This window comes from Rhizobium sophoriradicis, from assembly GCF_003939025.1.
Lineage (GTDB): Bacteria > Pseudomonadota > Alphaproteobacteria > Rhizobiales > Rhizobiaceae > Rhizobium > Rhizobium sophoriradicis.
The window spans coordinates 161,719-186,328 of the sequence record NZ_RQIH01000008.1 but is presented as its reverse complement, the minus strand read 5'-3'; the positions used below and the strand labels follow the sequence as shown (position 1 = coordinate 186,328).

Sequence of the window (24,610 nt, the reverse complement as noted above, 5' to 3'; positions counted from 1 at the left end):
GGGAATGAGATGAACGACAAGATCACCAATTGGACCAGAGCCGACGACGCCATGATCGAAACCGCCATCCGCCGCGGCGCGACTCGGCGCGAACTTCTGCAACTGATGCTGGCCGGCGGCGTCGCGATGTCAGCGGGCGGCCTCATCCTCGGCCGCGCCTCGCAGGCGGTCGCGGCCACGCCCGTTGCCGGCGGCGCCCTTAAGGCGGCCGGCTGGTCGTCCTCGACGGCCGACACGCTCGACCCGGCGAAAGCTTCGCTTTCGACCGACTATGTGCGCTGCTGCGCATTCTACAATCGCCTCACCTATATTCAGTCCGATGGCACGCCGCGAATGGAGCTCGCCGAGTCGGTCGAAACCAAGGACGCAAAGGTCTGGACGATCAAGCTGCGCAGCGGCGTCACCTTCCACGACGGCAAGCCGCTTACGGCCGACGACGTCGTCTTCTCGATGAAGCGTCATCTCGACCCGGCGGTCGGCTCGAAGGTCGCTAAGATCGCCAAGCAGATGACCGGGTTCAAGGCGGTCGACAAATTAACGGTTGAGATCACGCTGGAAACCGCGAATGCCGACCTGCCGATGATCCTCGGCATGCACCATTTCATGATCGTCGCCGACGGCACGACCGACTTCTCCAAGGGCAACGGTACCGGCGCTTTCGTCCGCGAGGTCTTCGAGCCCGGCGTTCGCTCGGTCGGCCTGAAGAACAAGAATTATTGGAAGCCCAACCATCCGAACGTTGACTCGTTCGAATTCTTCGCGATCGCTGAGGACAACGCCCGCGTGAATGCATTGCTCTCGGGCGACATCCACCTCGCTGCCGCCATCAATCCGCGCTCTGTGCGCCTCGTGGATGGCAAGGAAGGATTCTTCCTTAATAAGACGACCGCCGGCAATTACACGAACCTGAATATCCGCCTGGACACAGCGCCCGGCGACAAAAAGGGCTTCGTAGAGGGCATGAAATATCTGATCAATCGCGAGCAGATTCAAAAATCGGCCTTGCGCGGGCTCGCCGAGATCGGAAACGATCAGCCGATCTCACCGTCGAACTTCTATTATAATGGGGACCTGAAACCGAAATCGTTCGATCCCGAAAAAGCAAAGTTCCTCTTCGAGAAAGCCGGCCTTCTCGGTCAGTCGATCCCGGTGATCGCGTCCGATGCAGCGAATTCGGCGATCGACATGGCCATGATCGTCCAGGCCGCCGGCGCAGAAATCGGCATGAAGTTCGACGTGCAGCGCGTACCGTCCGACGGATATTGGGACAACTACTGGCTCAAGGCGCCGATCCATTTTGGCAATATCAATCCGCGGCCGACACCTGACATCCTGTTCTCGCTCCTCTATGCATCCGATGCGCCATGGAACGAGAGCCAATACAAGTCGGAAAAATTCGACCGGATGCTGCTCGAAGCGCGCGGCTCGCTCGACCAGGCCAAGCGCCGCGAGATCTACAACGAGATGCAGGTCATGGTGTCGGAAGAAGCCGGCACCATCATTCCGGCTTACCTCTCCAACGTCGATGCGGTGTCCTCCAAGGTCAAGGGACTCGAGACCAACCCGCTCGGCGGAATGATGGGCTACTCCTTCCCGGAATATATCTGGCTGGAAGGCTGATCGGCACATGCCGGGGGCGATAAGTCCCCGCTCGTCCCCCTGTTTCGTAATGTACTGTCAGCCAACGGCCGACGGGAGGCCTGCATATGAAGAATCCGGTCCTGTCTCTTATTGCCAGTCGACTGTTCATCTCCGCTGTCACGCTTCTGATCGTCTCCTTAGCGGTGTTCTTCGCAACGACGATGCTTCCCGGTGACACGGCGTCGATCCTGCTCGGGCAGGCCGCGACCCCGGAGGCGGTCGAGGGGCTACGCAAGGCCATGCATCTCGACGAGCCGGCGTTCCTGCGTTTCGTCTACTGGATGACAGGGCTCCTGTCCGGCGACCTCGGCACGTCTTACGCCAACGACATGCCGATCGCCGACTTGATCGGAGGGCGTTTCGTAAACTCTATGAAACTCGCCGGCATAACCGCCTTGTTCGCGGTTCCGATCGCGCTGACGCTCGGCATCACGGCCGCCATGATGCGTGGCTCGCTCTATGACCGGGCGGTCACGGTGCTTACGATTGGCGTGATCTCCGTGCCCGAATTCATGATTGCAACATCGGCGGTCCTGTTCTTTGCGGTCTATCTGCAGTGGCTCCCGGCAATTTCCTTTACGAATGAAGCGAAAACCTTCACCGATCTGCTGCGGGTCTATGCGATGCCGGTGATCACACTGACCTTCGGCGTATCGGCGCAGATGATCCGGATGACGCGGGCTGCCGTGGTTGAAACTCTGAACACGCCCTATGCCGAAATGGCGTTGCTGAAAGGCGCCTCCCGCAGTCGCATTGTTCTGAAGCATGCATTGCCGAACGCCCTTGGTCCGATCGTCAACGCGATCGCGCTTTCGCTATCCTATCTGCTGGGCGGGGTCATCATCGTTGAGACCATCTTCAACTATCCGGGCATTGCCAAACTGATGGTGGATGCGGTGGCCACGCGCGACCTGCCGCTCATTCAGACCTGCGCTATGATCTTCTGTGTCGGCTACCTCATCCTCATCACCCTTGCCGATATCATTGCCATTCTTTCCAATCCGAGGCTGCGATGACATCCCATATCGAACAACGGCCCGCCATGGCGCGCCGGCTCAGCTACCGCTTCAATCTCGTTGGGCTCCTGGGGCTTGCCGTCATCCTGTTCTGGGCCTTTATCGCGATCTTCGCGCACACGCTCATCCCCTACCCAGTGGGCGAAATCGTCGATTACGACTATTTCGGGCCGATATCCCAGCAGTTTTGGATGGGATCGGATTATCTCGGCCGCGATGTCTTCTCGCGCATCCTGATGGGCGCGCGCTACACGGTCGGCATCTCTCTTGCGGCGGTGACGATCGCCTGCTTCAGCGGCGTCGTACTCGGCATGATCGCGGCGGTCGCCGGTGGTTGGCTCGACACGTTGCTCTCCCGTTTTCTCGATGCCATGAATTCCATTCCGTCCAAGCTCTTCGGCCTGGTCGTGGTCGCAGCCGTCGGATCGTCGATCCCGGTGCTGATCCTGACGCTTTCGGTAATTTATATTCCGGGCTCCTATCGTTTCGCTCGGGCGCTCGCCGTCAACGTCAATTCCATGGACTTCATCACTGTCGCCCGCATCCGCGGTGAAAGCACGCTCTATCTGATCCGCTCGGAAATTCTGCCCAATATCATGGGTCCCGTACTTGCCGATTTCGGGCTCCGCTTCGTCTTCATCGTTCTCCTGCTCTCCGGCCTTTCCTTCCTGGGACTGGGCGTGCAGCCACCGTATGCGGACTGGGGTGCGCTCGTGCGTGAAAACATCGGCGGCCTGCCATTCGGGGCTCCCGCCGTCATGTTCCCATCGCTTGCCATTGCCAGCCTCACGATCAGCGTGAACCTACTGATCGACAACCTGCCGCAGAAAATCCGGGATCGGAGCGAGTGATGAGCAATCTTGTCGAAATTCGTAACCTCCGGGTCGAAGCCACTACCGATTCCGGCCGACGTGTCGAGATCATCAAAGATGTCAACCTCGACATTGCCGAGGGTGAGATCGTCGCGCTGATCGGCGAGAGCGGCTCCGGCAAGACCACGATCGCGCTGACCCTCATGGGTCATACCCGCCCAGGCTGTCGCATCTCCGGCGGCACTGTATCGGTCGCCGGCAAGGATTTGGTGGCGCTCAGCGGAAAGCAGCGGGCCAAACTACGCGGCACCCAGGTTGCTTACGTGCCGCAATCGGCCGCTGCCGCTTTCAACCCGGCCACATCAATCATGGATCAGGTGGTCGAGATCACGCGTATTCATCAGCTGATGTCGCCGGAAGAAGCGCGTGCCAAGGCCATCGAACTCTTCCGGGCGCTGTCCCTGCCGGAACCGGAAACGATCGGCAGCCGCTATCCGCACCAGGTTTCCGGCGGTCAGCTGCAGCGTCTGGCTGCCGCCATGGCGCTGATCGGCAACCCGACTCTTGTCATCTTCGACGAGCCGACGACGGCGCTCGACGTGACGACCCAGATAGAAGTGCTGCGCGCCTTCAAATCGGTCATGAAGAAGGGCGGCATATCAGGCGTCTATGTCTCGCACGACCTTGCTGTCGTCGCACAGATCGCCGACCGAATCGTCGTGTTGAAAGGGGGGGAGACCCAGGAAATCGGCACCACCGATGAAATCCTCAACAATGCGAAGCATCCCTATACCCGGCAACTGCTCGAAGCCTTCGAACCGAAACGGCGCGGCCCAGCAAGCCTTGCCGAGAACGCGCCGGCGCCGCTCTTGAAAATCGAAGACGTCGTTGCCGGTTACGGGCAGCGCCAGGCTGACGGCCTGCCTCTCGTTCGTGCGGTCGAGCATGTGAGCCTGACAGTCGAAAGAGGACGCAACCTCGGCATCATCGGTGAATCCGGTTGTGGCAAGTCGACTCTCGCGCGCACCATCGCAGGCATCCTGCCGGCCGCAGTCGGGAAGATCGTCTTCGACGGCACGGAGCTGCGCCGCAATGCGCGCGAGCGTTCACGCGATCAGCTGCGCGAGATGCAGATCGTCTTCCAATATGCCGATACCGCCCTCAATCCGGCGAAATCCGTCGAGGATATCCTCGCCAGGCCGCTGGTGTTCTACCACAGCATGGATCGACAGGCGCAGAACATCAGGATCAACCAACTGCTCGACATGGTGCGCCTGCCCCGCAACCTGCGCCACCGCAGGCCGGGAGAACTCTCGGGTGGACAGAAGCAGCGCGTCAACTTCGCCCGCGCGCTCGCCGCCGATCCGAAGCTGATCCTTTGCGACGAGATCACCTCGGCACTCGACACCGTTGTCGCCGCCGCCGTCATCGACCTGCTCAAGGAATTGCAGCGCGAACTCGGCCTCTCCTACATCTTCATCAGCCACGACCTCTCGGTGGTGGAGGCGATCTGCGACGAGATCGTCGTGATGTATGGCGGCCGGAAAGTCGAGGAAATCACCCCCTCGAAAGTGAAAACGCCGCAGCATCCCTATTCGCAACTGCTGTTCTCGTCGGTGCCGAAGCTCGATCCGGCGTGGCTCGACGGGCTCAGGCAGGATCCGGAACTCGTGCGGGCCTATTGCCGTCACTGAGGTCAGGCCGATGGTGCGGCTCGCGGTAGACTGGCTTGTTCTACAAAGCCGCGCCGCCTGATGCGCGAGGCCGTCTTGTTCACTGCTTTGCGATCAGGATCGCGCAGTACCAAGCCGGCCTGGTCGAACTGCGGAAAACCGGTGAACCCGCTGGCCTAGAGCCTTTCCTGGATGCGGGAGCGCGCATTTAGCGCGGCGGCCATGTGCAGGATACCAAGCTCAGGGCTGGTAAGTACCGGCATCGATGCCTCGCTCATTTCATTGAGAGCATTCGCCATTGACGCTTGAGCAAGAACAACCACGTCGACGCTGCCCACGAGCGAAGCGAAGCCTTCACGTATCATTGCATCATGCGCTGCCCTGTCACCGCTTCGCAACTTATCAAAGGCGCCATCACAAAGACGACCGGTCACAGATACAGTATGACCTATTCCTTGAGCATGGCGTTCAATTAGCCGGGTTGTAGGGTTCATTGTCGTAGCCAGAGTTGCAAGGACGCCAATTCGGTTCCCGCGCCGGATCGCCTCAATCGCCATGCCATCATCTATTCGGAAGAGTGGGACGGGGCAGAGCGGCATTGCCGCATCCACTGCCGGACCGAGTGAGGAACAGGTGACGAGGACCGCCGAAGCCCCTGCATCCACCGCCGACCAAATATGACCCGCAAGCCGCCGCATAGTTTGAGGTGACAACGCGCCTTCACGAATTGTGTTTCCCAGCAGGCTCTCATCTAACATGTTGAACGCGCGCCAACCGGGCAGATGGAGACCGACGAGTTCGTTAAATGAGGGGATGATCCCGGGAACCGTATGGATCATGGCAAGCGCAGGGCGATCATTAATTTCCGTAGGCATGGCTTAGATCTCTATTTTGGTTGTGCGCGCTCATCAATTGGAGCCGGCAGCAGTCGGGTTGATGTGGCCCTGAACCCGGCGTCTGTCGTGCTACGACCGGAAGTCGATTCAAAACCACTGTCGTCAGAGGATGCTTTACAATTTACCAGCTCAACGGCCAAAGTTTTGACTGTCATGCCGCCGAACACGGAACATTCCGCCGTCCGTGCATTTTCATTCGATGCATGCTGCTCGCCTTCCTCCGGTAGCTTCAGCTGAGTTCACTTCGAGGACGCGCCATGACACCAATCTTTGATCCAGGCAGTCTGCCCCTGCCCACCGAATTTGCGGGCAGCTCGCACCGCCATTTCAACTCAATACAATAGCCGTCATCGGCTCAGATACTTCTGCCTGAGGGGCAGAAACAGTGCCGTATAAGTCGGTTCCAAATCAGTTCAGGTCAGCCTCCATGTCTCCACTCCTCAAACGAATACACAGCGATGAAGCACTCCCCGCCAAGGCGGATGTCGTCGTCATCGGCGGCGGCATCATTGGCGCAACGGCGGCTTTCTTTCTAGCGGAGCGGGGACTCTCGGTCGCTCTGGTCGAAAAAGGCCAGGTCGGCTGCGAGCAGTCGAGCCGCAACTGGGGTTGGTGCCGCCAGCAGAACCGGGATGAGCGGGAGTTGCCGCTCTCGGGTGTCGCGCTGCGGCTCTGGGGTGAGTTTGAATCCAAAATTGGCGAGGACGTCGGTTTCCGTCGATGCGGTTTGCTCTACGCTACTGACAACCCGCAGCAACTGGCGGAATGGGAAGCATGGCGTGATACGGCTCGCCAGTTCAACGTCAATACGAAGATGCTTGGTGCCGCAGAAGCGGCTGCCGCAATCCCGGCAAATGGTCGCCTATGGCTCGGCGGGGTTCATTCCATTGACGATGGCAAGGGCGAGCCCGCTATCGCCGCGCCGACCATCGCTGAGGGCGCTCGCAAACTTGGAGCGACGGTCCATCAAGATTGCGCTGCGCGAGGTCTTGATCTGGCGAATGGAGCAGTAGCCGGAGTGATCACAGAAAAGGGGCTGATCCGGACCCAAGCCGTTCTCTGCGCCGGCGGTGCCTGGACGTCGATGTTTTGCCGTCAGCATGGCGTTCTCTTTCCACAGGCGAGCGTGCGTCAGACCGCGCTTCGCACGCGCCCTACGGCCGATCTCGGCGAGGCGATCTACACGCCCGAGTGTGCTTTGACCCGCCGGTTGGATGGCAGCTACACACTTGCGATCAGCGGCCGGGCGACGCTGGACATAACACCACAGGGCCTTCGCTACGCCCGCTGGTTCATGCCGATGTTCATGAAGCGTCTGAAGGCGGTGCAATTCGGGATCGGCGAATCCTTTTTCAAAGGTCCAGAAGCATTTGAGAGTTGGGATGGGCGTGGAAGGTCGCCCTTCGAGAAGACGCGCGTGCTTGATCCGTCTCCGAGCCGTCAGACGGCCGCCGCTATTTTGAAACGGGTCAAAGAACAATTTCCCGCGCTGGCTGGGATCGAAATCGCCGACAGCTGGGGAGCTTATGTGGATTTCACACCGGACGCAGTGCCGGTCATCTCACCTGCCGATGGCGTGAGAGGTCTATACTTGGCTGCGGGCTGCTCTGGCCACGGGTTCGGCCTTGGCCCGGGCATCGGCCGCCTGGCGGCCGACCTGGTTGCCAATGATACACCCTGTGTCGACCCCACCCCCTTCCGCCTGTCGCGCCTTCTTGACGGTTCGAAGGTCAAAGTCGGCGCAATCTGATCGTGAGGCCAAATCCGGAGAAAGCCATGGGGTGCCTCGGGACAGCTAGCGGAATGGATTACGACATAATCGTCATCGGCGGCGGGCTCGTAGGCGTATCCATTGCCTGGGGTCTCTCGAAGTGCGGGCAGAGGGTTGCTGTCGTTGATGAAGGCGACGTTGCAGACAGGGCCGCCAGGGCAAATTTCGGTCTCGTCTGGAGCTCAAGCAAAGGTCTCGGCAACGCGGCCTACTCCCGTTGGTCGCGAACCTCCACAGCGAACTGGCACCAGCTAGCAGCCGAGCTCAAGGGAGAAACCGGCATCGACACTGGCTTCATCCAATCAGGCGGTTTCTCAATTCGGCTCACGCCAACGGAGCTGGAGCGCGGGATCGCATCCATGGCGAAACTCGCCAGCCAGCCGGGAATGGAGGCGGAAGGTACTCCGCCGCTCGAATATGAGATACTCGATCAGGCGGAGACACGCCGCCGCTTGCCGCTGGTCGGGGAGACGGTGGCAGGCGCGATTTTCAGTCCTCTTGATGGACACGTCAACCCGCTGCGGCTGTTCGCGGCCTTTCACAAGGCGCTGCAGCAGCGTGGCGTTCATTATCTGCCGCATCGGAAGACGACGGCGATCCGCCATCGGGCCGGCGTGTTCGAATTGACCGGGGACGGGTGGAGGCTGACTTCCGGCAAGATCGTGCTTGCGGCCGGGATCGGTAACACCGCCCTCGCCCCGATGGTTGGGCTGAACGTTCCACTCTCGCCCAGCCGCGGCCAAATTATCGTCACCGAGCGGCTGAAGCCCTTCCTGAGCCATGCCACCGGCTACCTGCGGCAGACAGACGAGGGCTCAGTACTGATTGGTGAGAGCAAGGAAGCGACAATCGATCACCAGCGGCCACGCGGCCCGATTTCCGCGGTCCTCGCCGAACGCGCTGTGCGCACATTCCCACTTCTGAGGGATGTGAAGTCGGTGCGGACCTGGGCGGCATTCCGTGTGGTCACGCCGGATGGCTACCCCATTTACGAGCAATCGGAGAGTTTTCCAGGTGCGTTTGCATTCGCCTGCCATTCGGGCGTGACGCTGGCGGCGAACCATGCGCTGGTCCTGCCGCGGCAAATTTCGGCCGGCGAGCTCTGCGCAGATCTCTCCGTCTTTCATTCCCGGAGGTTCCGTGTTCCAACGGCTGCCTGACAGAACGGAGAGTTCTGTCTCCTTCACATTCAACGGCACGCGGACCACTGCCTGCAGCGGTGACAGCGTCGCCGCTGCACTGCTGGCTGCCGGACATTGCATCACGCGCCGCTCTCCGGTTTCCGGCGCTGCCCGCGCTCCTTATTGCATGATGGGCGTGTGCTTCGAGTGCCTCGTCAAGATCGACGGCCAAGCGAACCGACAGGCTTGCCTGATCACCGTGGAAGAGGGCATGCGGGTCGAAACGCAGGATGGCGCCGCCGTGGTAGGACAGCAAGCATGATCCGGAACATTCACTCTGCCATTGATCTCGCACCTGCCTACGACCTGATCATTGTTGGCGCGGGGCCTTCCGGCCTCGCGGCAGCCGTTGAAGCGTCGGCCCACGGCATCACCGTATTGCTGGCCGACGAAAACGAATCCCCCGGTGGCCAGATCTATCGGGCGGTCGACCGGGCTTCGAACGCCGATCTCGCGCGCATGGGGCCGGACTACACTGCCGGTCGAACGCTGATAAAGCGGTTTCAGGCGGCAGACTTGAGCTATGCCCGTCGGGCGACGGTCTGGAGCGTCGGGCCTGCCGACGAGGAAACTGGCGACGGCGCCCATGGGCTCGAGGTCGGCATCTCGCTCGGAGGCATCGCTCGACCGATCGCAGCCCATCGCGTGATCCTCGCGACCGGCGCGCTCGAGCGTCCGTTCCCATTCCCGGGGTGGACCATGCCCGGGGTCATGTCGGCGGGGGCGGCGCAGATCCTGATGAAGTCGTCGGGTCTCGTGCCGTCCGGGCGAACCATTCTCGCCGGGACCGGGCCCCTGCTGTATTTGCTGGCAAGCCAGCTTCTCCGGGCAGGCGTGTCCGTGATAGCGGTCGTCGATACCACGCCGGTCGAGAACTGGCGCTTTGCCCTGCCTCACGTGCTTGGCTTTGCCGCCTCGCCCTATGCCCTCAAGGGCCTGAAGCTCCTCTGGGAGGTTCACCGTCGAACCCGTGTCATCCGCGGAGCGACCGCGGTCGAGGCGGTTGGTTCCGGACAATTCAGTGCTCTAAGGGTTCTTCGCGGCAACAGGTCCCGGGACATTCCGGGCGACCTGCTCCTTCTGCACCAAGGGATCGCACCAAACCTCAATCTCGCGCTGGCGGCCGGCTGCGACTACGTCTGGGACGAGCGCCTGGCAGCCTTCCGCCCGGCCGTTGACATTTGCGGCGCAAGTTCGGTTCCGGGGGTCTCGATCGCCGGTGATGCGGCGGGAATTGTCGGGGCGGTTGCCTCGGCTCACCAAGGTGAGCTGGCGGGCCTGACTGCGGCGCTCGATCTCCATCGAATTAGCCAGGGTGTCTACGAACAGCGCCGCAACGAACTCGCACGAAAGCTCGCGCGCGCCCTCAGAGGCAGGAGTTTCATAGAGCATCGGTTCCGGCCCGCCAAAACGTGTCGTGTGCCAGAAGACGACGGCACCATCGTCTGCCGCTGTGAGGAAATTACGGCTGGCAAGCTGCGTGAAGTTGCGGCGCTCGGCGTGCCGGGCCCTAACCAAATGAAGGCGTTCACCCGATGCGGAATGGGACCATGCCAGGGCCGTCTATGCGGTCTGACCGCGGTTGAGCTGCTGGCGCAATGCCGTGGCGTAGCGCCCGGCGAGCTCGGTTACTATCGGCTGCGCCCACCCATCAAACCGGTAACGCTGGGCGAGCTCGCCGCTTTGCCGCACACGGAGGCAGCCATCATCGCCGTCGCCGGATTCGTCGAAAGGGCCGCCGATAGTCCGCAGGACCACTGATCTCCCCTGCCGCTGTCGTCGGGGCATTGTCGTCGCGCTCATCTTGCGGCGCCGGCAAGAACCTGATGGAGCGTCCGCAGGCCGCAGTGGGGGCCATTCTGAGGCGGGCACGAGGAGCTGCTCGCGAGCCCCGCAACATTACAAGAGCGGGCAGATCATCGCCCTGGGCTTTTGAGGAGGCGCACCATCACGGCGGTTCAAAGGTGCGCCAGTCGTCGGCGCACCTGAGTTTTGCGGGTCACTCGTAAACACAAAGATAGATTTTGCGGACAGTCTCGATCGTGCGCCAAACACCGACGAAACCCGGCTTCATCACGAAGCTGTCACCAGCACGGTAGGTTTTCGTCTCCCCGCCCTTCTCCTCGATTTCTACGAGACCCGAAATGATGTGACAGAATTCGTAGGTCGTACCCTTGATCGAATGATGCTCGCCAGGCGTCGCTTCCCAGACGCCGGTTAACACCTTCTCTCCCTTAGAAGCATCCTGAGCCCAGGTCTTGAAAAAGGGATTGCCTGAAATGAGCCGCTCCGGTCCGGGGATCGCGTCCTTCGGCGTGAAATCCGGATCGGTGTCGATGGTAACCAACAGTGACATGTCATCTTCCTTCTTGAGAGGCGGTTCTGAATCTACGAGGCGGGGGGTAGACTGCTTCCGAGCGCGATGGGGCGGCGGCCAGGTTGAGCAATACGGACCACCTATTGCCTCTAGGGTGGATCGTGGTGTCACCCGAGATTAAGGCAATGCGGAAGCCAGCGTTGCCGAAGAAGGCCTCGCTTTAGTCGATAATTTCGAAATCTATCCACGACCCAGCCAAACCTGCCGGCTGCTGCGACAGCTGTCACCGAGGAGACAACATGCGGGCCATAAATCTCCGAGCGATGCGCGCTCTTTAATGCGGAAACAGCGTGGTCAGCGGCATGTGGGCTTTGATGATCGGCGACTTCAGGACGACGAAACTGAAATATTTGTCGATGCCGACGTCCATGTCGGTGAGCCGTTCCATGATCGTCTGGTATTCGTCGATGCCGGCGGTGACGAATTTCAAGAGATAATCATAGCCTCCGGAAACCAGATGACATTCGATCACCTGATCGACCTTCTCGATTACCGCGAGGAAACGGGCGAAGTCGATCTGCCGATGGTTCTTCAGCGTAATCTCGGTGAACACGGTGAGCGTCTGACCGAGCTTGCTGACATTGATCTGAGCCGAATAGCCTTCGATGTAACCTTCGGATTGCAGCTTCTTCACCCGCATTAGGCACGGGCTCGGCGACAGGTTGACCAGCTCGGCCAGTTCAACATTGGTGACGCGGCCATTCTTCTGCAGTTCGTAGAGGATTTTTATGTCGATCCGGTCGAGTTTCATCACGCGCCTTCGTGTGCTTGAGATCGCCAATGACGCAGCAGATTATGCTGCGTCTTTCCAACACCGAGCTTAACATATACCAAGGCGGTGTCGATCAGATTGCGGGACATGGCGAAGCACAAATGGCTGCCGGGCTCCCCGCAAGACAGAATCTTCTGCTGCCGCCGGTCGATCTCCGGCAAAGGCGTGGCTTAGGATCCGTTAGACTAGCCCTGAACCGGAGACCATGCCATGCCCGCACCGCTAACGCGCGTCGACACCACACCAGAGATACCTTCTGCCGCCGATGCGGTGGTGATCGGCGGCGGCATCGTCGGCGTTTTCGCAGCCTATTATCTCGTCCGGCGCGGATTGAAGGTCGCCCTGATCGAGAAGGGCCGGATCGGGGCGGAACAGTCGAGCCGCAATTGGGGCTGGTGCCGGCAGCAGAACCGCGACGCACGGGAATTGCCGATGTCGACGAAGAGCCTCGACCTGTGGGAGCAATTCGCGACCGAAACCGGCGAGGAGACCGGCTTCCGGCGCTGCGGTCTTTTCTATCTTAGCAACAGTGAGGAGGAACTATCCGGCTGGGCTAGCTGGCGCGATTTTGCCCGGTCGGTCGGCGTCACGACTCATATGCTGAGCGGCGCGGAAGCAACCGAACGGGGGCGTGCCACCGGCGCCGCGTGGAAGGGCGGGGTGTTTTCACCAACGGACGGAATCGCCGATCCGGCCAATGCCGCGCCGGCCGTCGCGCGTGCGATCCTGAAGCTCGGCGGCACAGTGCATCAATCCTGCGCAGCGCGCGGCATCGACATTGAAGGCGGCAGGCTTGCGGGTGTCGTTACAGAGCACGGCACGATCCGGACAAAAGTCGCAATCCTGGCTGGCGGGGCCTGGGCCTCCTCCTTCTGCCGGCAACTTGGCATTCGATTTCCGCAAGCGTCGATCCGCTCGTCGATCCTCTCGGTGTCACCAGGTGCGAGCGGCCTGCCGGATGCGCTGCATACATCGGCGGTTTCCGTGACGCGTCGTGGCGATGGCGGTTACACTTTGGCGATCAGCGGCCGCGGTCGCGTCGATCCCACTGCGCAGCAGCTCCGTTTCACGCCGCAGTTCCTGCCGATGTTCGCCCGGCGCTGGCGGAGCCTCGCGCCCGGCGGGTTGGAGGGGATTCGTTCCGGTCATGAATCCCTGGCGCGCTGGCGGCTCGACAGCCGGACGCCGATGGAGCGCATGCGCATCCTCGACCCGGCAGTCGACGCGGCCACCATTGCTCTGACGCATGCGCGGGCGCTTAAGCTTCTGCCTGCCTTGAAGGGCACCGGTATCAGTGCAGCCTGGGCGGGCTATATCGACAGCACGCCCGACGGCGTGCCTGGGATCGGTGAGATCGCCACCCTCCCCGGCTTCATCCTCGCTGCGGGCTTCAGCGGTCATGGCTTCGGCATCGGACCCGGCGCCGGTCATCTGATTGCCGACATCGTCACCGGCGATGAGCCGATCGTCGATCCGCGGCCCTACCATCCCAGCCGCTTCGCGGCGTCCGCCTGGGGCAAAGTCGCCGATTTCTAAAGGCGCGCCCCAACGGAAAGACATAGACGCCGCTCAGGAGGCCAGGGCGATCCGCTGGCCGGCGGCCTGTGAAGCCTTGCGGCCGTCGGCGGTCTGGAAGCGGGAGATGCGTTCGTTCAGCAGTTCCACCTGCTGCCGGAGCCGGTGAATTTCCGCGGTATTTTCCTCGACCATGGCGGCATTGTGCTGGGTAATATGCTCGATGTCGCGAACGGCGTTGTTGACCTCGTCGATCCCCTTGTACTGGGTACTCGTGGCCGTCGAAATGACCTGCACCAGCCCGTTGATCGAGGTGAAGTGTTCCATGATCGCCGAAAGCGCCTCGCCGGTCTCTTCGACGAGCCGAACGCCGGTGCCGACCTGCGACGCGCTGTTGGAGATCAGATCCTTGATCTCGCGGGCGGCCTTGGCGCAGCGCTGTGCCAGCTCGCGCACTTCCTGCGCGACAACGGCAAAACCCCTGCCTGCCTCTCCCGCGCGCGCCGCCTCGACGCCGGCATTGAGTGCGAGAAGGTTGGTCTGAAAGGCGATCTCGTCGATCACGCCGATGATGCTGGTGACCTTGTCCGACGACCGGTTGATGGCGTCCATGGCCTCGACGGCCTTGGCGACGACGGCCGCGGAATGCTCCGCCTGCCGGTGCGCCTCTGCGACGGAAACCGACGTCTGGCGCGCGTTTTCGGCAGTCGTGCGGACGCTGGCGGTCAGCTCGCCGAGCACGCGTGAACTGTCTTCGAGAGCGGCCGCCTGCTGTTCCGTGCGCCGCGCCAGATCGTCGGCCGCACCCGAAAGATTGGTGCTGCCCTCGGCGATTTCATAGGTGGTGTTGCGAACCTCGGCGAGTGTGCGGCGCAACGCATCGATCGCCTGGTTGTAGGTCCTGGCCATCGCGACATAATCGGCGGCCAGCTCCTCGCTCATCACGGCAGCGAGGTTGCCGTCGGCGAGTTTGCCGAGCATGTCGGACAGCGCGTCCAGGGCCTCGCTCTGCTCGGCTTCGATGCGGGCCTGCTCGGCCGCGCGGCGGGCCTGTTCCTGTTCGTCCCGCGCCCTGTTCGTTTCAGCGACCTCTTCGAGCCTCGTCTTTTCGAGCGCCTGGTCACGGAAGACCGTCACGGAGCGGATCATATCGCCGATTTCATCGCCGCGCTTGCCGTCGCCGATCGGAACATTGAGATCGCCAGCGGCGAGTCTCGTCATCGTCTGGGTGATCCGCTTCATCGGTCCGCGCAGCGTCTCGATCAGCATCAGGCCGCCGATGATGGCAAGCACCGTGCCCGCAATCATGGCCGAGAGCGACATTGTGGCCGAGCGCTGGCTGATTTCCTTGCCGCTCTCCTGCGCCGTGCTGACGAACTGTTCGAGCGTGTGACTTGCAGCTGCAACCAGCTCCGTCGCCGCCTGCTTGTTGCCCTGCCACCGATCGGCGATCGATATCAGTGCCGAGGTACCCTTTTCGATCAAGACAAGGGAAGGCTCGATCTTCTTGGCAAGATCCTTCAAAGCGGCGTTCTTGCCGCTCAAGGGCTCCAGCTTTGCAGCGCTTTCGCGCAGGGCCTTCAGATCCACCAGAACCGCATCCCGCGACGCGGTATCGACCCGCCTGTTCAGTTCGCTCAGGTGCAGTCGCAGATCGTCGATCGATTTGAACGCGGCATTGACGATCGCCACCATCGAGCGAAGCGTTGCTATACTCGCATCCATGCCGGCAAAACGCTCGATCGCTGTATCCGCATTGCCGGAAGCAAGTTTTGCAAACTGCTCCTCGAACCGCTGCAGATCCTGGTCGACGGGAGCATAGCCCTCGAGCGACAGATTGGCGCTGTCCTTCACCATGGCGGCAAGCTTGTCCAGAACCGGCTTCAGCGGTGCGATCTGGCTTTTCGCCTTATCAGAGCCAAGCGCCTCGCTCTCGCCGACTTCCTTGACGAGCGGCGGCAGAAGGTTGCCTATGGCCTGGCCAAGCTTCTGAGGGTCGGCTGCGGCTGCGGTCGCGTTGCGCAATTTCGCAATGCGTTCCGCGAGATTTTTGTAGGCCGAGGCGTCGAGAAGAAGCGCCCGGACGAAGGCCTCCTTGCCGTTGGCCTGATCCTGAAGAACGTCGAGCTGCTTGCGGGCGGTCTGGCTTTCCTTGAAAAGTTGCGCCACCGCCCCATCGATCGCCAGTTCGGTATTGGCCCGCTCCTGCGCCACCGCCCAGAGCGCGTCGGCGCCGCCCTGCATCTTGCCGCCGAGTTCGCGCACGGCGGAGATCTGCTGTTTCTGGGCGGGATCGATCAACATGGCATCGAGCGTCGCCGCACCCTTCTGCTGATCGGCGATGCTGGCGACCAGCCGATCGCGCGTGGCCGGTGTCGGAAGATCGGTAAAGGCGGTGAGCGACGAGCGCAGCTGCTGGAAACTGGAAAGCGTATCGATCGTCTGCCGGGTCAGGGTCATCTGGCCATTCAGCGTACCAGCCGTGAAATAACCGAACAGGCCGATGCCCGCGATGAGGATGACGAGAGGCACCACGAAGAAGAGGACCTTCGTTACGATCCGCATACGCTGCAACAGACGATCAATCAACGACATGAAATGGTGGCCCCCGCCCAGGAAATTCGGCTCTTAACTCCGGCGCCCACCATGCAACAGCACGCCTGCGTGCAAATTGACCATTGTCCTCAATTGGCGGTGGCCGCGCCCAAGGCCATCACGATAGGCATAACTCTTAAAAAAATAGTCAATGGTGTCGAGTTTCGTCGGAGCATAGAAGGTAGGACGAGGGCGTGTTTTCTGCGCCCTCGTCGGTTTCGGTCAGCCGATCGCCATCAGGCTGGCATTGCCGCCGGCAGCGGCGGTATTAATCGAGGTCGAGACCTCTTCCAACAGCCAGTTCAGGCAATAGGCCTCAGGATCGCCGGCAAGCTCTTCGCTCGTGGCGGCCTGAACCAGGAGAAGCGGACCGGGCAAAGCCGCGATCCTTTTGTTGACCGCGTGGACCCTGTCGCGATCGCCCTCGACGAGCGCGCCCGAGAAAGGTCCGTCCTTTTCCCAGTCCGAGGTCCAGGAAAAGCGGCTTGCGACCGCCGCCGGAAGATCGGCGAGCGCCGATTTCGAGAGGGAACCGGCATCCACCGCGACATGATTGCCCGTTGCAAGGGCTGCGGCGATCTGGCGATAGAGCCCGCTCTCCGTCTGCGGCACGAGCAGAATGCGGCCGCGCGGATGCAGCGCGTAAAGATTGCGCTCGCCGACCGGGCCGGTGAGCTCGCGTTCGAGCCCAAGTGCCGAGCGGCCGGCATAACCGCGCGCCGCCTCCCCTTCGCCCGTCAGGCCCTTCTTGTCGAGCCAGACGATGTAATCGCGAAGGGCAAGGTCCGTATGAACCGAATCCTGTTGCGGCGGCACCGGCGCGCGCTGCACCAGGCGGCCGATATAGAGCGGACCGCCTGCCTTCGGACCCGTTCCCGACAGGCCGCGGCCGCCGAAGGGCTGGACGCCGACGACGGCGCCGATAATGTTGCGGTTGACGTAGAGGTTGCCGGCCTTGATGCGGCTCGTCACATGCGCGATGGTTTCGTCAAGCCGCGTGTGAAGTCCGAATGTGAGGCCGTAACCCGAGGCATTGATGTCGTCGATCAGGCGGTCGAGCCCGTTTCTCTTGAAGCGGTAGACATGCAGGACCGGTCCGAAGACCTCCTTGGTCAGATCCGACAGCGACTTGATCTCGATGATCGTCGGCGGAACGAAAGTGCCCGCCGCAGCACTTGCGGGCAGCGCCAGCTGCTCCACCTTGCAGCCGGAGCCGCGCATCTGCTCGATATGCTGGTCGATCTCGGCCTTGGCGCCGTCGTTGATGACGGGGCCGACATCGACGCTCAGGCGATCGGTCCGGCCGACCGTCAGTTCACGGAAGGCGCCCTTCAACATGGCAAGCGTCCTGTCGGCGACATCGTCCTGAAGGCACAGGACCCTGAGCGCCGAGCACCGCTGGCCGGCGCTGTCGAAAGCAGAGGCAATGACGTCGGCCACGACCTGCTCGGCCAATGCCGAGGAATCGACGATCATGCCGTTCTGACCGCCGGTTTCGGCGATCAGCGGGATCGGTTTGCCGCTCGGCGACAGCCGTTCGGCCAGTTGCGCCTGGATCATGCGGGCGACCTCGGTCGAGCCGGTAAACATGACGCCGGCGGTTTCAGGAGCCCCGACCATGCCGGCGCCGAGCCGGCCGCTGCCGGGCACGAATTGCAGAGCGCCGACCGGCACGCCCGCCTCGTGGAGAATCTTGACGCTCTCCGAGGCGATGATCGGCGTCACGCCGGCGGGCTTGGCCAGCACGGGATTGCCGGCCACGAGGGCAGCGGCCACCTGTCCGGTGAAGATCGCCAGCGGGAAATTCCACGGGCTGATGCAGACGATAGGCCCAAGCGGCGCGTGGGACGGCCCGAGGGTCTTGCGCGCCTGTTCGGCGTAATAGCGCAGGAAGTCGATCGCCTCACGCACTTCGCCGACGGCGTTGGCCGCCGATTTGCCGGCTTCGCGCATGACGATGCCCATCAGGGTCTTGATGCGGGCCTGCATGATGTCGGCCGCCCGCTCCAGGCAGGCCGCCCGCTCGGCCGGCGGCACGGCCGCCCATTGCGGTGCATAGGCGGCCGCCATCGCAACGATACGGGCCGCCTCCTCCACCTTCAGTTCGGTGACCGTGCCGACGACGTCGCGGTGATCGGCGGGATTAAGGACGTCGCGCGTCACCCCATCGGTGGAACCGTCGGCGAGGATCGGAAGCGCATGCCACGGGCTCTCGGCCGTGGAAGCGAGCGCCCGCGCCAGATCCGTCAGCGTCGCCTCGTTCGAGAGATCGAGCCCGTCCGAATTCGCGCGAGCATGGCCGTAGAGCGCCTTCGGCGCAGCGATCTGTACATGAGGAGCGCCGACGACGGGCATAGCCGCAACGGTCTCGGCGGGATCGGCGATCAGCGCCTCGACCGAAACGTTCGGATCGGAGATGCGGTGCACGAAGGAGGAATTGGCGCCGTTTTCCAGCAGGCGGCGCACCAGATAGGCGAGCAACGTCTCATGGGTTCCGACTGGCGCATATATGCGGCAGGGCCGGTCGAGCTTTTCCTTGCCGACGACCTCGTCATAGAGCGGTTCGCCCATGCCGTGCAGGCACTGGAACTCGTATTTGCCGACCGCGAAATCGGGGCCGGCGAGATGATAGATCGTCGCCAGCGTCTGCGCATTGTGGGTCGCGAACTGCGGGAAAACCGCATCCGGCGCACCGAGCAGCTTGCGCGCGCAGGCGATGTAGGCGACGTCGGTGTAGATCTTGCGGGTATAAACGGGATAGTCGTCGAGGCCATCCAGCTGAGCGCGCTTGATTTCTGCGTCCCAATAGGCCCCCTTGACCAGACGGACCATCATCCGGCGCCCGGACCGGCGGGCGAGATCGATGATGTAATCGAGCACGAAGGGGCAGCGCTTGCCATAGGCCTGCACGACGAAGCCGAGCCCGTTCCACCCCGCCAGCTCCGGCGCGAAGCAGAGCTCCTCGAGCAGATCGAGCGAAAGCTCCAGCCGATCGGCCTCCTCGGCGTCGATATTGAGGCCGATATCATAGGTCTTGGCGAGAACGGCGAGCGCCTTGACCTTGGGCAGCAATTCTCCCATTACGCGACCGGCCTGCGCCCTGACATAACGCGGATGCAGCGCCGAAAGCTTGATCGAGATGCCCGGGCCGCCATAGATGCCGCGTCCGTTCGAGGCCTTGCCGATGGCGTGGATCGCCTTTTCATAATCCTTGAAATAACGCTCGGCGTCGGCCGCCGTCGTCGCGGCCTCGCCGAGCATGTCGTAGGAATAACGGAAGCCGCGCGCTTCGAGCGGCCGGGCGCGCTTCAGCGCCTCCTCGATCGTTTCGCCGGTGACGAACTGCTCGCCCATCATGCGCATCGCCATATCGACGCCGCGGCGGATGACCGGCTCGCCGGCGCGCGCGATCAGCCGCGTCAGCGCTGCCGACAGGCTGCGGGCGTTGACCGTGGACGTCAGCTTGCCGGTGACGACGAGGCCCCAGGTGGCGGCGTTGACGAACATCGATTTGCCGCCGCCGATATGGGAGGTCCAGTTGCCCTCGGCGATCTTGTCGCGGATCAGCGCGTCGCGGGTGTCGGTATCGGGAATGCGCAACAGCGCTTCGGCAAGGCACATCAGCGCCACGCCTTCCTGGCTGGAGAGCGAATATTCCTGCACGAGCCCTTCGACGCCGGTGCCCTTGTGCTTGGCGCGCAAGGCTTCGATCAGCGTGCGAGCGGTGCTGCGGATGTCATAGCGTTTCGCCTCGGAAACGCGCGCGGCCGCAACGAGGGGCGGCAGGCATTCGGTTTCCGGACGGCGATAGGCTGCCGTGATCGCCTGGCGAAGTTCCGATTGCGGCCGGATCGGCGGCGCAAAAGCGGCGAACGGCGCGCTGCCGGCAGGTTCTTTGGAGGATGCGGGGTCGATCGCTGCGTTCAACATGGGAAATCCTGATCAGTGAATGTTTCGTCTAACGGATAAATGGAACACCGGGCTCATCATCCCAGGTGGCATCGTCCGTGAAAATCGGGCCGGAATATTCCGTCTCGCGAAGCGGCCGCGCATTGGGCTTGTCGCGCTTAAGAGTGAATGCCGCCGCGACCGCTCTAATGGCCACCGGCCGATAGTGAGCGAGCAGATCGGGTTTCTGATCGCCGTCCGCTTTTCTCTCATGCATCTGTGATCTCCCTTTGCGCGTCGCAGCCATCGATCCCGGCAATGCGCCGAGCGTCCGCGCCCTTCCTCCCATTGCCGAGGCATAATCTACCACAGCCGCAGATCGCGATCTCACTTGATTTCAATAGTTTTCAAGCTGTATGAACTTATAAAGCGATCATCGAGAGTTCAAATGGCCACGGAAGCCGATATCTTTAGTGAATTGGACCAATTCGACAGAAAGATCCTCGCCGCACTCGCCGAGGATGGCAGGCTGTCGATCACAGATCTCGCCGCGCGCGTCGGGCTTTCGAAGACGCCCTGCCAGATCCGCTTCAAACGGCTGATCAGCGACGGCTATATCGAAGGCTTCAAGGCCGTCCTCAATCCATCGAAAATGCAGCTCGACCACATCGCCTTCGTCGAGGTGAAGCTTTCCGACACCCGCGAGGATGCGCTGAAGAGCTTCAATGAGGCCATCAAGAAGATCAGGGAAGTCGAGGAGTGCCACATGATCGCCGGCCGCTTCGATTATCTCCTGAAGATCCGCACCCGCGACATCGGTCGCTACCGCCGCGTTCTCGGCGAACGCATCTCAACGCTGCCCCATGTAGCCAACACCTCGACGAATGTGGCGATGGAGACAATCAAGGAAGGCTGGGACAAATTCGGGTCGAGTCTTTCGTGAAGGTGATCCGTGGCAGACCTCTGGCGCGATGAGCAATACAGACCACCTACGCGGCCATACTGGGCGACAGACTTACGTGTATAGTGTTGCGGCAGGCCGTCGATGCTCATCCAGCATAGGCGAAATAAACCTTGCCCCTTGCCGGATCAACGATCGTGACGCTGCCGCCCTTTCCGTAGGAGTAAAACGACCCACTTGACTGGATTGCCCGGTCGGCTTCGTGATCGCGACCTTTTTCGATCGAGATTATGAAACCGTACTTTTCCAGGTATTCAAATATTGTAGGAGGGTGGCGCTGAATACGCTCCATTGCCATCATCTCCGGATCACGGTCGTAGGGGTGCCATTGGCTTATCGCGGTCTGGTCGCTCCTGTCGTCGACCGGTGTTTCATGCCACGTTCCCCTTGTTCCCGAAAGCATATCGCCTAGCCGGCTTCCCTGTTTCCGTGCCCAGTCTGCACTATCATTGGTCAGCCGATAGACGACAAAGCCGGTTTCGTTGTCTCCGGGCATGAAACCGAGGCCCCAAGATTCTTCCAGGCGGTATTCAATTTCAGCCACTTCAAGGGGTTCGGGAACGCGTGCGAGAAGGTTGTTTCGCTCGCTAACTTTGATGGCAACGTATGGCAGTGCGACAGCGCCCAGACCACAAGCTATGATGACGCTTCTTAAAACGACTTGGTTGGGTTGTGTCCGTCGCCAGATACGGCGCAGCCCAAGAAAGACAATTGCTATGGCCGCGATGAACAACAGGACGCAAATGGCGAGCACGACTAGTGTAATAATAATGAAACTCATATGGACTCGTAACTTGCCAAGGACATGATTGGATTCTCAAATAGGCGTGCGGACATTGAAATTGCGCCGGCCTAACAACGTTCTACGATGGAGGCAATGTGCGTTTATGGTGCTTTGCTGCCGAAATATAGAATGAGGAAAGATGGACCAGACCAGCAGCTCGCCAGCATCGGCGAACGTACAACGAGAAGCGCGCAGGCTGCAATATCTCCCCTGGGAGCACATCGCGGCGGATCTCGACCATCCCGCTCATCTCGCCCGCAAGGCAGCGCTACAGCGAGCGTGCGGCGCAGAATTGGCCGAGACCTCCTATATCGCCGAAAACGCTGCGATCTTCACCGAGAGCCTGGCGATGGGCGAGCGGTCCTGGATTGGCGGGCATGCGCTGGTGCGGGGCGATGTGATCCTCGGTGAGGATTGCTCGATCAATCCCTATGCCTGCGTTTCCGGCAAGGTGACGTGCGGCAATGGGGTCAGGATTGCCTCGCATGCGTCGATCGTCGGCTTCAATCACGGTTTCGACGATCCCGATCGGCCCATCCATCGCCAGGGCGTCGTCAGCATCGGCATTGTGATCGGCGACGATGTCTGGATCGGCGCCAATTGCGTGATCCTCGATGGCGTCACGATCGGCAACGGCGCCGTCATTGCGGCCGGAGCGGTCGTCACGCAAGATATTCCTGCGCTTGCGATTGCCGGCGGCGTACCGGCAAAGGTGCTGCGGAGCCGGGGCGCACCGGCGAGGAAATCCGCCATTGGAGAGATCGAGGATCGGCTGGTCAGGCTTGGGCAGAAGGCGAGAGAGCAATGGCCTGATATCCTTGCGCAATGGAAGACACCTGAGGGCTATGAATCGCTGGAAGCGGACGGCGTCAGGCGGCCGGCGATCCGGCATCTCTGCGATGCCATCGAGATCGCCGCCGGCTTCGATCAGCTGCCGCCCGGGCTCGATCCGGCGCAAACCGTCGAGCGTCTCCAAGGCCTCCAGGATCGGGAGACCGGCCTCTTTCCGCAAGCGCATTCGCGTGTCCAGGACTGGGCGTTGAGAGAAGATCCGAAGGCGCTCTACAACGTGCTTTCGGTCGGTTATGCGCTCGAACTGCTCGGCTCCGGACCACGGCAACCGATCCAGGCGGTGCTACTCGGGGCTGAAGAGCTGGAGCAATGGCTGAGCACCCTGCCCTGGTCGAGCCGGGCATGGCACGCCGGTAGCGTCGTCGATGCCATCGGAACCGCCATGTATTTCAACGCCAGGTATTTCGGCATCAAAGGGCCGCGACAGGCGCTCTTCGAGTGGCTGAGCCGCAATGCCAACAGCGTCTCTGGCCTCTGGGGTGAGCCGACGGCGCTGGAGGGATGGCTCCAGCCGGTGAATGGATTTTATCGCCTGACGCGCGGCACTTACGCGCAGTTCGGCATGCCGCTTCCGCATCCGCATGCCGCGATCGAGACGGTTCATCTGAATTATCGCAACCACAAAGGCTTCGTTGCCGAGAAATACAATGCCTGCAACCTGCTCGACACGATCCATCCTCTCCTGCTGATCGGGCGGCAGACCGACTACCGCCGGACCGATGGCGAGGCGATCGCCCGCAGCTTGATATCCAGGGCACTCGACAGATGGCGGGACGGCGGGGGTTTCCCATTCGCCGACGGCGGCGAGCCGAGCCTGCAGGGAACGGAAATGTGGCTCTCGGTCATTCACCTGGCGGCCGACTTCCTCGACCTGGCGGATCAGTTCGCCTTCGTCCCGAAGGGCGTGCATCGGACGGCGACACCCGGCCTTGGTCTCTGATCAACCGTGCAGCGATGCCGTCAGCCAGGCGGCGGCGAGATCGCCCGCATGGCTGCGCTTGGCCTTGATCGGCACGATCACGTTGTAGCGGCCTTCGGCGGCAAGCTCGGTTTCCGCGGCCGGCACCAGGGTTCGATCATCGAGGAAAGTGCCGATCAGCATGCGCCATCCCAAGGCGATCCCCTGCCCCGCACGCGCCGCCGCGATGCTTTCCGTGTAATGGTTGAATCGAAGCGACGGCTTGATCTCGATATTGCCGCCGGTCAGCGACACCCATTGCGCCCAGCCATACCAGGAACGATCGAGCACATCCGTTTCGATGAATTCGTCGGCAGAGCCGAGCGGGCCATCTCCGCGGCGCCTGAGGTGGTCGGGAGAGCAGACCGGGCAGACGACGTCGCCGCGCGAGGCAATGACAGTGCCATCGCTGAAGGGCGGCACGCCGTATCGGATCGCAACGTCGATCTCTCCATCGTCCAGAGTGATCGGGTTATCCTGGGATATCACCCGCACCAGAATGCCGGGATTGGCCCGGCGGAACTCGGCAAGCCGCGGCAGCAGCCAGAAGGAGGAGAAGGCGACGGTCGCGCCGATCGTCACCACGTCCTGGCTGCGCGACTGGATCGCCTCCACGCTTTCCGCGATATCGGCAAAGCTCTTCACCAGCGTCGCGCCGAGGCTGACGCAGGCCGCCGTCGGCTCGATCGCCCGGTGCTTGCGCAGGAAGAGCGGCTGGCCGAGTTCCTCTTCCAAAGCGGCGATCTGCCGGCTGACGGCTGCCTGGGTAACGCCGAGTTCGCTCGCCGCCGTGGTGAAACTCTTCCTGCGCAGCACCGCTTCCAGCGTCACCAGCGCCGTCAGCGACGGGAGCCGTCTTCGAAATTGCATCACAAGACTCCTATTCGCATGATAAAAACTTATGCGAAGCTAATTTTT

Annotated in this window: 19 protein-coding genes; 11 read left to right on the top strand and 8 right to left on the bottom strand. The window is 61.8% G+C overall.

The window, feature by feature from the left end; translation table 11 throughout:
• Positions 1-9 precede the first annotated feature (9 nt).
• The 4 genes from EFR00_RS15355 to EFR00_RS15340 all read left to right on the top strand — a co-directional run bounded on the left by EFR00_RS15355 (position 10) and on the right by EFR00_RS15340 (position 5,163).
• Positions 10-1,620: an ABC transporter substrate-binding protein gene (locus EFR00_RS15355; protein WP_077989057.1), complete on the top strand. Its 1,611-nt coding sequence runs from the start codon at positions 10-12 to the stop codon at positions 1,618-1,620.
• 86 nt (positions 1,621-1,706) lie between these two features.
• Positions 1,707-2,657 carry an ABC transporter permease gene (locus tag EFR00_RS15350; protein ID WP_077989056.1) on the top strand — a complete coding sequence of 317 codons (951 nt, stop codon included), beginning with the start codon at positions 1,707-1,709 and terminating at the stop codon, positions 2,655-2,657.
• On the top strand, positions 2,654-3,508 hold the full coding sequence (locus tag EFR00_RS15345; RefSeq protein WP_077989055.1) for an ABC transporter permease: 855 nt from the start codon (positions 2,654-2,656) through the stop codon (positions 3,506-3,508). Before EFR00_RS15350 ends, EFR00_RS15345 begins: the two co-directional genes overlap by 4 nt.
• The gene (locus EFR00_RS15340) at positions 3,508-5,163 is read left to right on the top strand and encodes an ABC transporter ATP-binding protein (protein WP_077989054.1); all 1,656 of its coding nucleotides are present in this window, start codon (positions 3,508-3,510) and stop codon (positions 5,161-5,163) included. The genes EFR00_RS15345 and EFR00_RS15340 overlap by 1 nt, the downstream gene beginning before the upstream one ends.
• Positions 5,164-5,318: 155 nt before the next feature.
• Here EFR00_RS15340 and EFR00_RS15335 read toward each other — a convergent pair whose 3' ends face one another.
• A complete protein-coding gene (locus EFR00_RS15335) occupies positions 5,319-6,017 on the bottom strand; it encodes an aspartate/glutamate racemase family protein (RefSeq protein ID WP_077989053.1) in 699 nt (232 codons plus the stop codon).
• Positions 6,018-6,465: 448 nt separating this feature from the next.
• On the opposite strand from EFR00_RS15335, the gene EFR00_RS15330 reads away from it, so the two are divergent.
• From EFR00_RS15330 to EFR00_RS15315, 4 genes are read left to right on the top strand one after another with little or no spacing between them, the layout of a single operon-like run.
• Positions 6,466-7,788: an NAD(P)/FAD-dependent oxidoreductase gene (locus EFR00_RS15330; protein WP_077989161.1), complete on the top strand. Its 1,323-nt coding sequence runs from the start codon at positions 6,466-6,468 to the stop codon at positions 7,786-7,788.
• Positions 7,789-7,841: 53 nt separating this feature from the next.
• Positions 7,842-8,969: an NAD(P)/FAD-dependent oxidoreductase gene (locus EFR00_RS15325; protein WP_077989052.1), complete on the top strand. Its 1,128-nt coding sequence runs from the start codon at positions 7,842-7,844 to the stop codon at positions 8,967-8,969.
• Entirely contained in the window at positions 8,950-9,252 is a 303-nt protein-coding gene (locus EFR00_RS15320; RefSeq protein ID WP_077989051.1) for a (2Fe-2S)-binding protein, read from the top strand. Before EFR00_RS15325 ends, EFR00_RS15320 begins: the two co-directional genes overlap by 20 nt.
• Positions 9,249-10,751, top strand: coding sequence for an FAD/NAD(P)-dependent oxidoreductase (locus EFR00_RS15315; protein WP_077989050.1), 1,503 nt, complete (start codon positions 9,249-9,251; stop codon positions 10,749-10,751). Before EFR00_RS15320 ends, EFR00_RS15315 begins: the two co-directional genes overlap by 4 nt.
• Before the next feature lie 238 nt (positions 10,752-10,989).
• On the opposite strand, the gene EFR00_RS15310 is transcribed toward EFR00_RS15315, so the two are convergent.
• The gene (locus EFR00_RS15310) at positions 10,990-11,346 is read right to left on the bottom strand and encodes a cupin domain-containing protein (RefSeq protein ID WP_064685941.1); all 357 of its coding nucleotides are present in this window, start codon (positions 11,344-11,346) and stop codon (positions 10,990-10,992) included.
• 295 nt (positions 11,347-11,641) lie between these two features.
• Positions 11,642-12,118, bottom strand: coding sequence for an Lrp/AsnC family transcriptional regulator (locus EFR00_RS15305; protein WP_040112276.1), 477 nt, complete (start codon positions 12,116-12,118; stop codon positions 11,642-11,644).
• A 231-nt stretch (positions 12,119-12,349) separates the two neighbouring features.
• Between EFR00_RS15305 and EFR00_RS15300 the strand changes: the two genes are divergently transcribed.
• Complete coding sequence (locus EFR00_RS15300; RefSeq protein WP_077989049.1) at positions 12,350-13,675, top strand: NAD(P)/FAD-dependent oxidoreductase; 1,326 nt, start codon at positions 12,350-12,352, stop codon at positions 13,673-13,675.
• A 33-nt stretch (positions 13,676-13,708) separates the two neighbouring features.
• On the opposite strand, the gene EFR00_RS15295 is transcribed toward EFR00_RS15300, so the two are convergent.
• The 3 genes from EFR00_RS15295 to EFR00_RS15285 all read right to left on the bottom strand — a co-directional run bounded on the left by EFR00_RS15295 (position 13,709) and on the right by EFR00_RS15285 (position 20,414).
• Complete coding sequence (locus EFR00_RS15295; RefSeq protein WP_077989048.1) at positions 13,709-16,249, bottom strand: methyl-accepting chemotaxis protein; 2,541 nt, start codon at positions 16,247-16,249, stop codon at positions 13,709-13,711.
• A 222-nt stretch (positions 16,250-16,471) separates the two neighbouring features.
• Positions 16,472-20,179 carry a trifunctional transcriptional regulator/proline dehydrogenase/L-glutamate gamma-semialdehyde dehydrogenase gene (gene putA, locus EFR00_RS15290; protein WP_077989047.1) on the bottom strand — a complete coding sequence of 1,236 codons (3,708 nt, stop codon included), beginning with the start codon at positions 20,177-20,179 and terminating at the stop codon, positions 16,472-16,474.
• A gap of 28 nt (positions 20,180-20,207) precedes the next feature.
• Positions 20,208-20,414, bottom strand: coding sequence for a hypothetical protein (locus tag EFR00_RS15285; RefSeq protein ID WP_077989046.1), 207 nt, complete (start codon positions 20,412-20,414; stop codon positions 20,208-20,210).
• A 171-nt stretch (positions 20,415-20,585) separates the two neighbouring features.
• On the opposite strand from EFR00_RS15285, the gene EFR00_RS15280 reads away from it, so the two are divergent.
• The gene (locus EFR00_RS15280) at positions 20,586-21,080 is read left to right on the top strand and encodes an Lrp/AsnC family transcriptional regulator (RefSeq protein WP_077989045.1); all 495 of its coding nucleotides are present in this window, start codon (positions 20,586-20,588) and stop codon (positions 21,078-21,080) included.
• Between the two features lie 106 nt (positions 21,081-21,186).
• On the opposite strand, the gene EFR00_RS15275 is transcribed toward EFR00_RS15280, so the two are convergent.
• The gene (locus EFR00_RS15275; protein WP_077989044.1) at positions 21,187-21,879 is read right to left on the bottom strand and encodes a hypothetical protein; all 693 of its coding nucleotides are present in this window, start codon (positions 21,877-21,879) and stop codon (positions 21,187-21,189) included.
• A 142-nt stretch (positions 21,880-22,021) separates the two neighbouring features.
• Here EFR00_RS15275 and EFR00_RS15270 point away from each other — a divergent pair, with 142 nt between their 5' ends.
• A complete protein-coding gene (locus EFR00_RS15270; protein WP_077989043.1) occupies positions 22,022-23,674 on the top strand; it encodes an acyltransferase in 1,653 nt (550 codons plus the stop codon).
• On the opposite strand, the gene EFR00_RS15265 is transcribed toward EFR00_RS15270, so the two are convergent.
• The gene (locus EFR00_RS15265) at positions 23,675-24,562 is read right to left on the bottom strand and encodes a LysR substrate-binding domain-containing protein (protein WP_077989042.1); all 888 of its coding nucleotides are present in this window, start codon (positions 24,560-24,562) and stop codon (positions 23,675-23,677) included.
• Positions 24,563-24,610: the final 48 nt, after the last annotated feature.